A 14,575-nucleotide genomic window follows, 5' to 3' on the forward strand; every position below is an offset into this window, starting at 1 on the left:
GAGCGCCGCAAGCCCGTTCCCCCTCTTATTGGAGACCAAGCTATGACCACCCCAATCCTGGAAATCCGCAACCTGCATGCGCGCATCGAAGACCGTGAGATCCTCAAGGGCGTCAACCTGACGATCCCGGCCGGTGAAGTGCATGCCGTGATGGGCCGCAACGGCTCGGGCAAGTCGACGCTGAGCTATGTGCTGGCCGGCAAGGAAGACTACGAGATCACCGAGGGCGAAGTGCTGCTCGACGGTCAGGACCTGCTGGCAATGGAGCCTTTTGAACGCGCTTCGGCCGGTCTGTTCCTGGCGTTCCAGTACCCGATCGAAATCCCGGGTGTGGCCACCATGACCTTCCTCAAGGCGGCGATGAACGCCCAGCGCAAGGCGCGTGGCGAGGGTGAAATGACCACGCCTGACTTCATGCGTGCGGTCAAGCAGGCCGGCACCGAGCTCAACATCGACACCGAGATGCTGAAGCGCCCCCTCAATGTGGGCTTCTCGGGTGGCGAGAAGAAGCGCGCCGAAGTGCTGCAGATGGCGCTGCTCCAGCCCAAGATGTGCATCCTTGATGAAACCGACTCGGGCCTCGATATCGATGCGCTGCAGGTGGTGTCGAAGGGCGTGAACGCGCTGCGTTCGGCTGGCCGCTCGATGTTGGTCATCACCCACTATCAGCGCCTGTTGAACCACATTGTTCCTGACGTGGTGCATGTGTTCTCCGACGGCAAGATTGTCGAGAGCGGCGACAAGGATCTGGCATTGCAGCTGGAAGCCAAGGGCTATGCCGACTTCGACGGCGCGGCAGCCTAAGATGCGACAGACCATGCCAGTCCGGCTCAACGCAGCCGAAGAAACCCTGATCGCCCAGCTCAAGGCCATTGGCGCCAATGCCGAGGCCGAACGCATCACCGTGGCCGGCCTGCCGACCCGGCGCGTCGAGAGCTATCACTATACCGACCTCAAGATGCTGCTGAAGGCGATCCCGCCCCAGGCTGCAGCCGCCAACGAAGCCAGTGCCCCGGCGTTGCGCGTCGCTGGTGCCTATCAGCTGATGATCGCCAATGGCGTCATCCAGTCGGCTTCGACTGCGCCTGCCGGCGTGATCGTCGGCAAGGCTGAGGGTGGCGTGTTGTCCACGCGCGATGACGTGCTGGTGCATCTCAATGGCGCCTTCGCCAAGGAAAGTCTGACCCTGACGCTGGAAAGCAGCGTCGATCCGGTTATCCAGATCGACCGCCGCGCCGAAGGCGCCGCCGCACATGTGACGGACTCGGTCAAGGTTTTCGTGGCGGACAATGCCTCGGCCGTGATCATCGAGACCTTTTCGGGCTCGGACGCCGCCCATGTCGGCAATCACGGCACCTACATGGCGCTCGGCAAGAACGCCGTGGTGACCCATATCACCGTGGACCTGTCGGCTCGTGCGGCCACTCATTTCGCCAGCAATGAATACCATCTGGCCGATGGCGCAAAGCTGCGGACGCTGGTGATCAATGCCGGTGCAGGCCTCAGCCGCACGCAGCTGTTCCCGCGCTATGAAGGCGCGGGTGCGCATGGTGACATTACTGGGCTCAACCTGGTGTCCGATGGCCAGCACGCCGACATCACTATGGATGCGCTGCATGCGGTGCCCGGCACGACTTCCCAGCCGTTGTTCAAGTCGATCGCGCGTGGTCACGGCAAGGCAGTGGTACAGGGCAAGCTTGTCGTCGCCCGCGATGCGCAGAAGACCGATGCCAAGTTCATGCATCAGGGCCTGATGCTGTCGGACGAAGCTGAAATCCTCAGCAAGCCCGAGCTTGAGATCTATGCCGACGACGTCGTCTGCGGCCATGGCTCGACCTGCGGCAAGCTGGACGAAGACAGCATGTTCTATCTGATGAGCCGCGGCATTCCCAAGGAAGAGGCCGAGACCATGCTGGTCCGTGGCTTCCTGGAAGAGCTCGTGGACCCCATCGAAGACGAGGCACTGGCCGAAGCGCTGCATGGGATCATCGACGGCTGGCTGCTGGGCGGCAAGTAAGCCAAGAGGGTTGGCTCTGCCAGGAGCTGACCCGCAGCAGCAATCCCGGAGTCATTCCCGCGCTGCCGGGTTTCCACTCCGGGGGGCTGCACGAAGAATGGATTCCCGCCTGCGCGGGAATGACTCCGTGGTTTGAAAGGGCGTTCGCGTCCGGGAACTCACCTATGACCTTCGATCTCGAAAAAGTCCGCGCCGATTTCCCAATCCTGTCCGAGGTCATTCACGGCAATCGGCTGGTCTATCTGGATAGCGGTGCCTCGGCCCAGAAGCCGGTGCAGGTGCTGGATCGGATGGATTATGCCTTCCGGCATGAATATGCTAATGTTCACCGTGGGTTGCACACTTTAGCTAACCGGGCGACTGAAGCTTATGAGGGCGGCCGTGAGGCGGTGCGCAAATTTCTCAATGCCGGCCGCACTGAGGAAATCATCTTTACCCGATCGGCGACCGAGGCCATCAATCTGGTGGCATCGTCCTTTGCAGGGCCGCGCATCAGCGAGGGCGACGAGATCGTTACGACGATCATGGAGCATCACTCCAACATCGTGCCGTGGCATTTCCATCGCGAGCGCAAGGGCGCGGTGATCCGGTGGGTCGACGTGCGCGACGATGGCAGCTTTGACCTCGACGCCTTCGAAGCAGCGCTGACCGACAGGACGCGTATCGTCGCCGTTACGCATATGTCGAACGTGCTGGGCACCGTGGCGCCCATCAAGGACATCATTGCCATAGCCCATGCGCGGGGTATTCCCGTGCTCGTGGATGGCAGTCAGGGCGCGGTTCACACGCCGGTGGACGTGCGCGATCTCGACGCCGATTTCTACGTGATGACCGGCCACAAGCTGTACGGGCCGACCGGTATCGGCGTGCTCTATGGCAAATACGATCTGCTGGCCGAAATGCAGCCCTATCAGGGTGGCGGCGAAATGATCGATACGGTGACGCTGGATGGCGTGACCTATAACCAGCCGCCGCATCGCTTTGAGGCTGGTACGCCCCCCATCGTGCAGGCCATCGGGCTGGGCGCGGCGCTGACCTATATGGAAACGCTTGGCCGTGACGCCATTGCCGCCCATGAGGCGGAGGTCTCTGACTACGCCCAGGAACGGCTGAGCCGGATCAATTCATTGCGCTTGATCGGAACGGCGCCGGGGAAGGGCGGGATCTTCTCGTTCGAGATCGCCGGCGCCCATGCCCATGATATCTCGACTATTCTCGATCGCTACGGCATTGCCGTGCGGGCCGGGACGCATTGCGCCCAGCCCTTGCTCAAACGTTTCGGTGTCACCTCTACCTGCCGCGCCTCCTTCGCCCTATATAACGGCAAGGACGACGTCGACGCGCTGGTGGATGGCATTGAACGCGCCCAGAAATTTTTCGCGTAAGCGAGGACCACAATGACCGACGAAGCTGAAATCGCCGCCGCACCGGCCCTGCCGGAAGCCAGCCGCATCGAGCCGACCCATTCCGGCAGCCTGCCGGAGGCCGAGGTCGAGCGCATCACCAGCGAGCTGATCGGTGCGCTAAAAACAGTCTATGATCCCGAGATTCCGGTCGATATCTATGAGCTCGGCCTGATCTATCGTGTCGATCTCGATGATGACCGCAAGCTGACCATCGACATGACGCTGACCGCGCCGGGTTGTCCGGTGGCCGGCGAGATGCCGGGCTGGGTCGAAAATGCGGCGCGCGGCGTCGAGGGTATCCAGGACGTCACCGTCAACATGGTGTTCGATCCCCCGTGGGACGCGACGCGCATGAGCGAAGAAGCTCAGGTCGCGCTGAACTGGTGGTAAGATGAACCGGCCAGCGATTGAGGGCGTGGTTGAGACCTGCCTCTACGTCACGGATGTGGCGCGGAGCCGGGCGTTTTATGCCGATGTCTTCGGGTTCGAGGCAATGGGGGGCGACGATCGGATCGCGCCGCTCAACGTCAGTCAGGGGCAGGTACTGATTCTGTTCCGCCGCGAGGGCACGCTGAAGCCGGTGCCGCTGGCGGGAAGCTTCATTCCGCCCCATGATGGGGACGGAGAACAGCATTTCGCCTTTGGCATTGCAGCCGACAGCTTCGAGGATTGGAAATCCTACCTCGAAGGCCTACATATAGTGATCGAAAGCGTGATTGATTGGCCGCAGGGCGGTCGCAGTCTCTATTTTCGTGATCCGGACCGTTTGCTGGTTGAACTGATCACTCCCGGTGTCTGGAAGAACTACTAGAAGGATATCGACGTCATGGCCTTCAAAATCATGTCCCTGTCCGATGCAGCCGCCGAGCGGATCAACGAGATCATCGAGGATTCCGACAAGCCGGTGATCGGGCTGCGCGTCGGCATCCGTAATGCCGGCTGCGCGGGCGTGGCCTACACGATGGACTATGTCAGCGAAGCACCGGCCGGCGACGACCACGTGACGGACAAGGGCGTTCATGTCTGGGTCGATCCCAAGGCGACCATGTACCTGCTGGGCACGGTCATGGATTTCGAGCAGTCCAAGATGAGCTCGGGTTTCACCTTCAAGAACCCGAACCAGACCGGCGAATGCGGCTGCGGTGAAAGCGTGCAGCTCAAGGCAGCCGACCTCAAGGCAATTGCCGAGGCCCGGGCCAGCGCCTGACATTGCGCTGACGACGCATTTGGCCTAACAGGCAGGGGCATTTTGGCTCCTTCCCATGAGTTTGCCGATGACCGCCCTGCCTGCGGCCCTGACGATCATTCCCCCCAATCATCCGCTTGTCGGGCGCGTTTCGCCCCCAGGCTCCAAATCCATCACCAATCGTGCGCTGCTGCTGGCGGCGCTGGCCAAGGGCACCAGCCGCTTGACCGGCGCGCTCAAGAGTAAGGACACGGTGCTGATGGCTGCCGCGCTGCGCCAGATGGGTGTCAGTGTCGAGGAGCCGGATGCAACGAGCTTTGTGGTCACCAGCACTGGCCGCCTGCAGGCGCCGGAGGGGCCGCTGGTCCTCGGCAATGCCGGGACGGCGGTACGGTTCCTCACCGCGGCAGTGGCGACGGTGGACGGCACGGTTGTTGTCGACGGCGACGAGCATATGCGGGTGCGCCCGATAGCGCCGCTGGTTGCCGCGCTGCGCTCGCTGGGCATCGATGCGACGAGCGAGAGCGGGTGCCCGCCGATCGTGGTCAAGGGCAATGGCAGTTTCGGCAAGGGGCGGGTGGAGATCGATGGCGGTCTCTCCAGCCAGTATGTCTCGGCGCTGCTTATGGCGGCGCCGTTGGGGGAGGGGCCGATTGAGATCGCGCTGACCGGTAGCGATATCGGGGCGCGTGGCTATGTCGATCTGACCATTGCAGCCATGCGGGCGTTTGGCGCCGAGGTCGAGCAGGTGGATGCCGGTACGTGGCGTCTGCAACCGAGCGGTTACCGGTCGACCGATTTCGCCATCGAGCCCGATGCCTCGGCGGCAACCTATCTCTGGGGCGCCGAGGTGCTGACCGGCGGCACGATCGATCTTGGGGTGGCCGCTGATGCCTTCACGCAGCCGGATGCGGCGGCGCAGGCGGTGATTGCGCAATTTCCGAATATGCCGGCTGTCATCGACGGCTCGCAGATGCAGGATGCAGTGCCGACCATTGCGGTGCTGGCGGCGTTCAACAATCATCCGGTGCGATTTGTTGGCATTGCCAATCTGCGGGTCAAGGAATGCGATCGGATTGCGGCGGTATCGACCGAATTGCAACGCATCCGGCCGGGGCTGGCGGAGGAAGATGGCGATGACCTGATCGTCCATGCTGATCCCGGCCTGGCGGGGCAGACGCTGCCGGCGCGGATCGAGACTTATGCGGATCACCGCATTGCCATGAGTTTTGCTCTGGCAGGGCTCAGGATCGGCGGGATCACTATTCTGGACCCTGCGTGCACGGGAAAGACCTATCCGGCGTACTGGGACATGCTAGCGGGCCTGGGCGTCAAGCTGGAGCCGGCGGAGTAGGAGCTTGGCTCTGGGGGCGGGCCGTTCCCTTGCTGAGAGGGCTTATTGTCCACCAGGTCATTCCGGCGGTGACGAGAAAGAATGGATTCCCGCCTTCGCGGGAATGACTCAGTGGGATTAAGGACCCGGCGGCGGCTGCTGACCAGTGGGTAATTGGTAACAGCTGGGCGGCCTACGCAGCCCCGCTCAAGCAGCCTGGATGGCGGCCAGGTCGATTTCGCTGATGACGCGGTTGCGGCCAGCGTGCTTGGCCGCGTAGAGGCAGCGGTCGGCCCGTTCGATAAGGGTGGCGCCGGTGTCTGAAGGGCGGAAAGCGGCAACGCCGAATGAGGCTGTGATGCGGCCCAGCTTTTCATTGGTTGAGCGCTTGAGCAGTTCCTTGGCCTGGATGGCCTTGCGGATGTTCTCGGCGGCGATCATGGCGCCTTCGATATCGGTGGATGGCAGGATGGCGACAAATTCCTCGCCACCATAACGTGCCGCCAGATCCTTGCCCTTGATATTGGACTTGAGCGTCATCGCCACGAGGCGCAGCACCTGGTCGCCAGTCTGGTGGCCATAGGTGTCGTTGAAGTTCTTGAAGTGATCGATATCGAGCAGCAGCAGGCAAAGCGGCGAGGAGCCTTTGCTGGCCTCGGCAATCGCCGTTGCCAGCCCTTCGTCAAAGCTTTTGCGATTGGCGATCTTGGTCAATGGGTCGAGCATAGACTCGCGGCGCACGTCATCGAGGTCGCGCTGCAATGAGGCAATATCGTCGCGCGAGGCTTCGAGCTGGATCTCAAGGGCCTGATTGGTATCCTGCATGCGACGCGTCTCGGACAACAGGCGCTCCGCCAATTGCTTCATCGCTTCGGCGGTGATCTCGCGGCCAAGATCACCGCTGGCAGCCTGCAGGGAGCCGGAATAGGAATTTGCCGTGGTCATCGCCGTGTCGATGGCATCATGCACAGCCTCGATGCGGGCGTGCATGCGCTCCGAAACGTTGGAGATGCGGTCATTGACATCGGATTTGAGGAACTCGTTGTAGAGCGCCTCTGCCAGGCTCAGTGACGGGGAGTCACCGGCGCGGAAGATCGAGTTGATACGATTGTTCAGCGTCGGGTTGACGCCCGTCGCATAGGTGTAGAGCAATTCGTAAAACTGGGGGTAAGGCGGAATGCCGCTGCGCTTGAGCAGGTCGAAAGCGGAATTGGCATAACCAAGCGCGCGTTTGAATTCCTGTTCAGACACAACCCACCCCGCACCTCGCTGCGCCACGGCACCGCGTACGATGCCATGGTTAACGTGTAGCAGATAACGCCCTTACCGATCAGGTACAACAGTCCAAGGTCAAGTTTTCAGGGACTTGCCCACTGAAAATGTCGCAAACTCTAGTTTGGGCGTGCAGTTGACCGCAAAAGGAACGCTGGAATGGGGCCGTCATTGCCAAATGGAGAGTTGGAACTCTCCCCCGAATCGTCGGTTTGCCGATCTTCGGAAGGTTTGGGCCGGGTTCGCGACGGACGGCCGTCAGTCCTGGCCGGACGCGCGTCCGGTTTGGACTGACGCTGTTCAGCCGGTGGTGCGGCGCGGCTATCCTGCTGCGGAGCACGTGGCTCGACCTTTGCCGGTGCTTCTGCAGCGGCGACGGGCTCTGCGGCTGGTGCGGTCGTTGCGGCGGACGCAACCGGACGGGTCCGGGCGCCACCACGACGCGAGCGCGCGGGACGAGGGGCACGGTTCTCGTCACCAGCCTCGGGCGCAGCGGAAGGTGCGGACGCCGCGGGCGCGGGACCGCTATCCAGCCATTCAATCGGGCGCTGGATCAGCTTGAGGATGGCGTCGAGATGCTTGCTATCGGCCGGGCCAACCAGAGTGTAGGCAACGCCGGAACGACCGGCGCGGCCCGTGCGGCCAATACGGTGCACATAGTCTTCGGCGTGAACGGGCACGTCGAAGTTGAACACATGGCTCACGGCCGGAATATCGAGACCACGGGCGGCCACATCACTGGCTACCAGCAGGGTCAGGCGGTTGTTCTTGAACGCATCGAGCGTCTCGGTGCGGCTTTTCTGGTCCATATCGCCATGCAGCGCACCGGCACTGAAGCCGTGCCGCTCCAACGAACGGGCCAGAGTCGCCACGTCGCGCTTGCGGTTGCAGAAGATGATCGCATTGGTGAGGTTTTCGGCAGCCGAAATTCGCGAACGCAAAGCTGCGCGCTTGTCCTCGGGCTTTGACGATACCTTGATCAGCTTCTGATCGATGGTGTCGGCGGTCGAGGCCGCGCGGGACACCTGCACATGCACCGGATCCTTGAGGAACTTCTTGGTCAGCCGCTCGATCTGGGCATCCATGGTGGCGGAAAACAGCATGGTCTGGCGCCGCGGCGGCAGGCGATTGACGATCTTCTCGATGTCGTCAATGAAGCCCATGTCGAGCATGCGGTCAGCCTCGTCGATCACCAGAATCTCGACGCCGTTCAGCATGATCTTGCCGCGGTCGATCTGGTCGAGCAGCCGGCCCGGCGTCGCGATGAGCACGTCAACGCCGCGATCAAGCTTCTTGTTCTGGTCTTCGAATGAGACACCGCCAATGATCAGCGCCATGGTGAGGCGATGGTTCTTGCCGTATTTTTCAAAGTTCTCGCTGACCTGCGCCGCGAGTTCGCGCGTCGGTTCGAGAATGAGGGTGCGCGGCATCCGGGCACGGGCGCGGCCGTTTTCCAGCAGGTGCAGCATGGGCAGGACAAAGCTGGCCGTCTTGCCGGTGCCGGTCTGCGCAATGCCGATAACGTCCTTCTTCTGAAGAACGTGGGGAATAGCCTGCGCCTGGATTTCGGTCGGCTTGCTGTAGCCGGCTGCAGTGACTGCGTCGGTTACTTTGGAAGACAGGCCAAGTCCGGAAAAATCGTCGGTCAAATTCAGTCGATCCACTCAATGGTGTTGCCCTGGGCCAAATCCGTTCGACACATTCGAAGCGGGGCTCGGGGAATACGGCGCAGCGGGCTGCATTAGCCATTGCGTCGGGTTGGCGGCGGCGAATTCCGGGTTGGAATACGTCAACACAATAGTCTGGCCAACAGGACGGGAATGCAGATACTGCAATCGACGGGGTGGCCATGAAGGCATCTTCAGCCTCGGCGGACAGATAAACTTGCCGTCAAGCCGGAAATGCTCCAGCGGCGCGGACCATAGCGCAAAGACCTTTCAAGTCAACGGTCTTGAGGAACTAAGCCGCTACGCGGTTAAGGCGCTGCATGGCGATGGCGGGCAAATGACTGCTCGCCACCGCCATCAGGGCGGATCGTCTAGATATCCAGATCGGTCACGAAGGCAGCATTTTCCTGGATGAAGTCGAAGCGCGCCTCTGGCTTGGTCCCCATCAGCCGGTCAACACTCCACTTGGTGATCTCGAGCTCGTCGAGGATTTTGACCTGCAGCAGGGTGCGGGTCTTGGGCGACATGGTCGTCTCGCGCAGATGCGCGAACGGCATCTCGCCGAGGCCCTTGAAGCGGGTGATGTCGACCTTCCCCTTGCCGGTGAACTCGGTCTCCATCAGCTCGTCCTTATGCGCATCGTCACGCGCATAGAGCGTCTTGGGGCCTTGCGACAGGCGGTATAGCGGGGGCAGCGCCAGGTAGAGATGCCCGCCATCGATCAGCTTGGGCATTTCCTGAAAGAAGAAGGTCATCAGCAGCGATGCGATGTGGGCGCCGTCCACGTCGGCGTCAGTCATGATGATGATCTTGTCGTAGCGCAGGTCGTCTTCGCGGTAGCGGTCGCGGGTGCCGCAGCCCAGCGCCTGGATCAGGTCGGCGATCAACTGGCTCGCCGCCATCTTTTCGCGGCTGGCACCAGCGACGTTCAGGATCTTGCCACGCAGGGGGAGCACGGCCTGGCTGGCGCGGCTGCGTGCCTGCTTGGCACTGCCGCCAGCGCTGTCGCCTTCGACGATGAACAGTTCCGCGCCCTGGGCAGCGCCCTGGGTGCAATCGGCAAGCTTGCCGGGCAAGCGGAGCTTGCGGGTGGCGCTGGCACGATCGATTTCCTTTTCCTTGCGGCGGCGCAGCCGCTCCTCGGCGCGATCGATCGCCCAGTCCAGCAGCTTGCCGGCCTGGTTAGGCGAGGCGGCGAGCCAGTGATCGAAGGCGTCGCGCAGGGCTGTGTCCACGATACGGGTCGCTTCGCCCGAGGCGAGCTTATCCTTGGTCTGGCCGACGAATTCGGGCTCGCGCACGAAGACCGAGAGCATGGCGCTGCAATGGGCGAACACGTCTTCGGCGGTGAGGACGGCGGCGGCCTTGTTCTTGGTCAGCTCTGCGTAGTTCTTGAGGCCACGCAGGATGGCGGCGCGCAGGCCGGTTTCGTGCGTGCCGCCGTCAGGGGTCGGTACGGTGTTGCAATAGGAGGAGACGCCGCCGTCGCCCAGCGTCCAGGCGATAGCCCATTCGGTGGCGCCGTGGGTGCCGGGCTTGCCGTGCTGGCCGGAGAAGATTTCATCGACGATGCGGGTTTCGCCCTCAATGCGGGCGGCCATGAAATCGCGCAGGCCATCGGGATAGTGGAAGACGGCGCGGGCAGGGGCGTCGTCGCTGGCCATGGATTCATCGCAGGACCAGCGCAGCTCGACGCCGCCGAACAGATAGGCCTTGGCGCGGGTCATCTTGAACAGGCGAATAGCGGAGAATTTCGCGGTCTCGCCAAAGATCTGCGGATCAGGATGGAAGCGCGTGGTGGTGCCGCGGCGGTTGTTGATCCGGCCCAGTTTCTCGATCTCGCCGACCGGCTTGCCGCGTGAGAATGTCAGTCGATAGAGCTGCTGCTCACGGGCGACCTCGACGATCATCTCGTCGGAGAGGGCGTTGACGACCGAAATACCGACGCCATGCAGGCCGCCGGATGTCTCATAGGCCTTGGAGTCGAACTTGCCGCCGGCATGGAGCACGGTGTGGACGATCTCGAGGGTGGAGCGGCCCGGATATTTCGGGTGGTTTTCCACCGGGATGCCGCGGCCGTTATCGGAGATGGTCAGATAGCCGTCTTCGCCCAGATGCACCTCGATGCGGCTGGCGTGGCCGGCAATGGCCTCGTCCATGGAATTGTCGATCACCTCGGCAAAGAGGTGGTGCAGGGCATTGATATCGGTACCGCCGATATACATGCCAGGGCGGCGGCGCACGGGCTCAAGGCCTTCGAGCACTTCGATATCGGCAGCCGAATAGCTGCCCTGGGTGGGGGCGTTGGCGCGCGAGGCGGGCTTGGTTGGCTCCACCTCGGGCTGAGGCCGAATGGGCGCCGGGTCGCCGCCGAAAAGGTCGTCTGCTTGCGACATCTGTCATCCATGCTGGGGGCCGAATCAGCCCGATCTGCCTTTTAGCATACCTCACGCGGGGCTGGGTCAGCCCGGTTCTGCCGGGCTTAGCCACAGGCAAGACCCCAGGTGAGCCGCCGATGGCGCCAGATGAACGGCAGATGAACGTGTGGTTGCGGTTGGGTTCAAAGCCGGCCCGCTAGGGTCTGGTTCTCAGCGCAATTCATTGGCGCAGCGACACGGAGCCCTCAGATGACCATCATGCAGTCCAAGTTCAAGACGTTCACCCGCGCAGCGGTCATTGCTATCGCCCTGGGCGCTGCTGCCGTGTCGGCCGTCCCTGCGATGGCCCAGGAGGCCCCGCAGGCGTTCAGCCTGCAGCTTCCAGGGGGACAGGGCGGCGGCGCCGAGACGTTTGGCGCACAACGTCACGGTGGTGGCGGCTGGGGCGGCAATCACGGTGGTGGCTGGGCCCAGCGCTGCCTCACCAATCGTGAGGTCCGTCGCGGCTTGGCCGATTATGGATTTCGCCGCGTCGAAGTGACCCGCGAGCTGCGCCGTGACCGTGTCGAAGTGCTCGCTCAGTATGGTAGCTGGGATTACGCGATGCGGGTCGACAAGTGCACCGGCGAGGTTGATCGTATCGAGCGGCTCCGTCGTGGCAATACCGGCGGCTACAACAATGGCAATGGCTTCGGCTTCCAGTTCAATTTCGGCAGCTGATTGCCGTGTCAGGCGTTGATAACGATCCCGGCTGGCGTGCCGGGATCTCGTCGCTTTCACCGGTTCACACATGGAGGACGCAATGATCAAGGCAACAGGGCGGGCGCTGATAGTGCTGCGCGCGATGGGACTGGCCGCGATCATGGGGATGGTCGCGCTGTCGGCAGTGCCCGCGATGGCCCAGGGGCCAAGCCTGGCTTTCGGTCTGTTCTTTGGCGGGGGTGATGAAAGCCGCGACGGCTTCTATCCGGAAAGAGCGATGTGCCTGACCGACTACCAGATCCGCAAATCGATCGCCGCCGAGGGCTATTCCAACATCTATCTCAATGTACCCAACAACAAGCGCATCCAGGTGCGGGCGACCAAAGGCGACTGGGTTTACCTGCTGCGGTTCAACTACTGCACCGACCGGATCGAAAGTCGGGAAAGGCTGCGGCCGGCCAACTGAATAGCCCAGGTCGAGACAAAACCGTCCCAAGATCGAGCGTCATCTTTACGAAGCGTTTGCTTCTTGAAAGCACTTTCTTAAAGGGGCGCTGCTACAACGGGGGCATACGGTTTTTTGTCTGGAGTTGCCGTATGCGAGCCGCACGGGACCATAGTATTGCGTATCAAACGGCCCCGTTTGGTTCACCGCTTTCCGACACGTGGAAGCAAGCCGGAATTTTTAGTTTTGCGTACCGGCTTGCCCACCTGTCGATGCCGCGCCTTGGGGCGCTGACCCTGGTTTCCGCTCTCTTCTATTTCGTTTGACGCTCACGAGTTGATCTCGGCCGCTGCCGGCGCTATTGATGTTTCGTCCGGAACATCAGCTCAGGAGGGCTGCATGATCGCAATGTTCGAGCATCGTCAGCGTGGCCCCGTTTACGCCCTGCGGCATCAGCTGCAGGGCTGACCAGGACCTGGTACGGACTTCCATTCAGTCTCATCCTTCTGGTTTGCCCTTCGATGGCGTTTGTCTGCGCGATGCGCACAAACGTCGCCACACGGCATCGGCGCTTTGGTTGCGCCACACCAAATGAGATGAATTATGGGCTCAATCAGCCTCCGCAATGCCAGCCTCACGGCTACCGATACTCTGTTTTCCAACCTCAATATCGTCATCAACGATGGTGACCGCGTCGGCCTTGTCGCCGGGAATGGCAATGGCAAGACGACGCTGCTGCGCGCCATGGCGGGGCTCACCGAGCTGACCGGCGGCGATATCGTGCGCTCGCGTGGGCTGCAGGTTGGCTATGTCGAGCAGGATATGCCGCCCCAGAGCATGGATTTGACGCTGCATCAATCCATCCTCGAAGCACTGCCGCCGTCTGACCGCGATACCGACAGCTGGCGGGTCGATGTGGTGCTGGACGAATTTGAAACGCCCGAGGCAATGCGCCACCGCGTGTTGCGCGAACTCAGTGGCGGCTGGCAGCGGATTGCGCTGATTGCCCGTTGCTGGGTGCTGCAGCCCGACGCATTGCTGCTGGACGAGCCGACCAACCACCTGGATCTGGGTAAGCTGTTCCAGCTGGAAAGCTGGATCAACCAGGCGGCCCGCAACCTGCCGGTGGTGATTGCCAGTCATGACCGGCAGTTCCTGGATGCGACGACCAACCGGACGCTGTTCCTGCGGCCGGAGACCTCGCATTATTTCGCGCTGCCATACAGCAAAGCACGACTGGCCGTCGAGGAGCTGGATGTCGCTGCCGAGGCAAAACGCGAGCGCGATTTCAAGGAAGTGGGGAAGCTGCGCAAGCAGGCGGCCAAGCTGACCAATATCGGCATCAATTCGGGCAGCGATCTGCTGGTGGTGAAGTCCAAGCAGCTGCGCGACCGGGCCGAGAAAATCGAGAGCAACGCGCTCTCCCTGCATAAGGAGCGCTCGGGGGAAATCCGGCTGAGCAATAGCGGCACCCATGCGCGCGTTCTGGTGGCGATCGAGAATTGCGATGTGACTACGCCGGTCGGAGAGAAGCTGTTCCGCATCGACAAGTTGCACATTTTCCAGCAGGACCGGTTGGTGATCCTGGGGCGCAATGGCGCCGGCAAGTCACAGTTCATGGGGCTGATCCACCGTGCCATGCGCGGCCATGCAAGCGAGGGCATTCGCATCAGTCCCTCGGTGGTGCCGGGCTATGTCGATCAGGCCATGTCGCAATTGCCGGAAAAGGGCTCGCTTATCGATTTCATCACCGGCCGGTTTGACCAAGGCGACCAGCGGAGCAAGAGTTTGCTGGCAGCAGCTGGTTTTCCGCTGGAAAAGCAGGGCAGGCCGATTGCCGAGCTGTCCTTCGGACAGCGGGCGCGCCTGGGGCTGTTGGCGCTGCGGTTGAGTGAACCGAACTTCTACCTGCTCGACGAACCGACCAACCATGTCGACATCACCGGGCAGGAGCGGCTGGAGGAAGAGATCCGCACCCATGAAGCGACCTGCATTCTGATCTCGCATGATCGCAGCTTTGTTCGCGGGCTGGGCAGTCGGTTTTTCGTGATCGAGGGCAGGCGCCTCAAGGAGGTCGAGAGTCCCGAACCGTTCTTCGCGGCGATGGCGGCGGCAGCAAGCTGATCGACATGGCAATAGGCTGCCGCAGCAACGTCGCTGCGGCAGCCG

Annotated in this window: 13 protein-coding genes; 10 read left to right on the plus strand and 3 right to left on the minus strand. The window is 62.1% G+C overall.

Annotation, left to right across the window (positions count from 1 at the left end; all coding sequences use genetic code 11):
• Positions 1 to 54 precede the first annotated feature (54 nt).
• The 7 genes from sufC (at position 55) to aroA (ending at position 5,963) form a co-directional block, all read left to right on the plus strand.
• Complete coding sequence (sufC, locus tag BUA69_RS05295; RefSeq protein ID WP_046135898.1) at positions 55 to 804, plus strand: Fe-S cluster assembly ATPase SufC; 750 nt, start codon at positions 55 to 57, stop codon at positions 802 to 804.
• Between the two features lies 1 nt (position 805).
• Positions 806 to 2,017, plus strand: a complete 1,212-nt coding sequence (gene sufD, locus BUA69_RS05300) for a Fe-S cluster assembly protein SufD (RefSeq protein WP_046135757.1) — start codon at positions 806 to 808, stop codon at positions 2,015 to 2,017.
• A gap of 164 nt (positions 2,018 to 2,181) precedes the next feature.
• Entirely contained in the window at positions 2,182 to 3,402 is a 1,221-nt protein-coding gene (locus tag BUA69_RS05305) for a cysteine desulfurase (RefSeq protein ID WP_046135756.1), read from the plus strand.
• A 12-nt stretch (positions 3,403 to 3,414) separates the two neighbouring features.
• Entirely contained in the window at positions 3,415 to 3,813 is a 399-nt protein-coding gene (locus tag BUA69_RS05310; protein ID WP_082093866.1) for an SUF system Fe-S cluster assembly protein, read from the plus strand.
• A 1-nt stretch (position 3,814) separates the two neighbouring features.
• Complete coding sequence (locus tag BUA69_RS05315) at positions 3,815 to 4,234, plus strand: VOC family protein (protein ID WP_046135755.1); 420 nt, start codon at positions 3,815 to 3,817, stop codon at positions 4,232 to 4,234.
• Positions 4,235 to 4,249: 15 nt separating this feature from the next.
• A complete protein-coding gene (locus tag BUA69_RS05320) occupies positions 4,250 to 4,630 on the plus strand; it encodes a HesB/IscA family protein (protein WP_046135754.1) in 381 nt (126 codons plus the stop codon).
• Positions 4,631 to 4,697: 67 nt separating this feature from the next.
• Positions 4,698 to 5,963 (plus strand): 3-phosphoshikimate 1-carboxyvinyltransferase, encoded by a 1,266-nt coding sequence (gene aroA / locus BUA69_RS05325; protein ID WP_046135753.1) that lies wholly within the window; start codon positions 4,698 to 4,700, stop codon positions 5,961 to 5,963.
• A 186-nt stretch (positions 5,964 to 6,149) separates the two neighbouring features.
• Here aroA and BUA69_RS05330 read toward each other — a convergent pair whose 3' ends face one another.
• The 3 genes from BUA69_RS05330 to parE all read right to left on the minus strand — a co-directional run bounded on the left by BUA69_RS05330 (position 6,150) and on the right by parE (position 11,277).
• Positions 6,150 to 7,193: a GGDEF domain-containing protein gene (locus BUA69_RS05330; RefSeq protein ID WP_052950608.1), complete on the minus strand. Its 1,044-nt coding sequence runs from the start codon at positions 7,191 to 7,193 to the stop codon at positions 6,150 to 6,152.
• Between the two features lie 140 nt (positions 7,194 to 7,333).
• Complete coding sequence (locus BUA69_RS05335; RefSeq protein ID WP_046135895.1) at positions 7,334 to 8,863, minus strand: DEAD/DEAH box helicase; 1,530 nt, start codon at positions 8,861 to 8,863, stop codon at positions 7,334 to 7,336.
• A 389-nt stretch (positions 8,864 to 9,252) separates the two neighbouring features.
• Positions 9,253 to 11,277 carry a DNA topoisomerase IV subunit B gene (parE, locus tag BUA69_RS05340; protein WP_046135752.1) on the minus strand — a complete coding sequence of 675 codons (2,025 nt, stop codon included), beginning with the start codon at positions 11,275 to 11,277 and terminating at the stop codon, positions 9,253 to 9,255.
• A gap of 231 nt (positions 11,278 to 11,508) precedes the next feature.
• Here parE and BUA69_RS05345 point away from each other — a divergent pair, with 231 nt between their 5' ends.
• From BUA69_RS05345 to BUA69_RS05355, 3 genes are all read left to right on the plus strand, one after another.
• Complete coding sequence (locus BUA69_RS05345; RefSeq protein WP_046135751.1) at positions 11,509 to 11,979, plus strand: hypothetical protein; 471 nt, start codon at positions 11,509 to 11,511, stop codon at positions 11,977 to 11,979.
• A gap of 82 nt (positions 11,980 to 12,061) precedes the next feature.
• Entirely contained in the window at positions 12,062 to 12,427 is a 366-nt protein-coding gene (locus BUA69_RS05350; RefSeq protein WP_046135750.1) for a hypothetical protein, read from the plus strand.
• Between the two features lie 582 nt (positions 12,428 to 13,009).
• The gene (locus BUA69_RS05355; RefSeq protein WP_046135749.1) at positions 13,010 to 14,530 is read left to right on the plus strand and encodes an ATP-binding cassette domain-containing protein; all 1,521 of its coding nucleotides are present in this window, start codon (positions 13,010 to 13,012) and stop codon (positions 14,528 to 14,530) included.
• Positions 14,531 to 14,575 lie beyond the last annotated feature (45 nt).

Origin of the sequence: Devosia limi DSM 17137, from assembly GCF_900128975.1 — a bacterium.
Lineage (GTDB): Bacteria > Pseudomonadota > Alphaproteobacteria > Rhizobiales > Devosiaceae > Devosia > Devosia limi.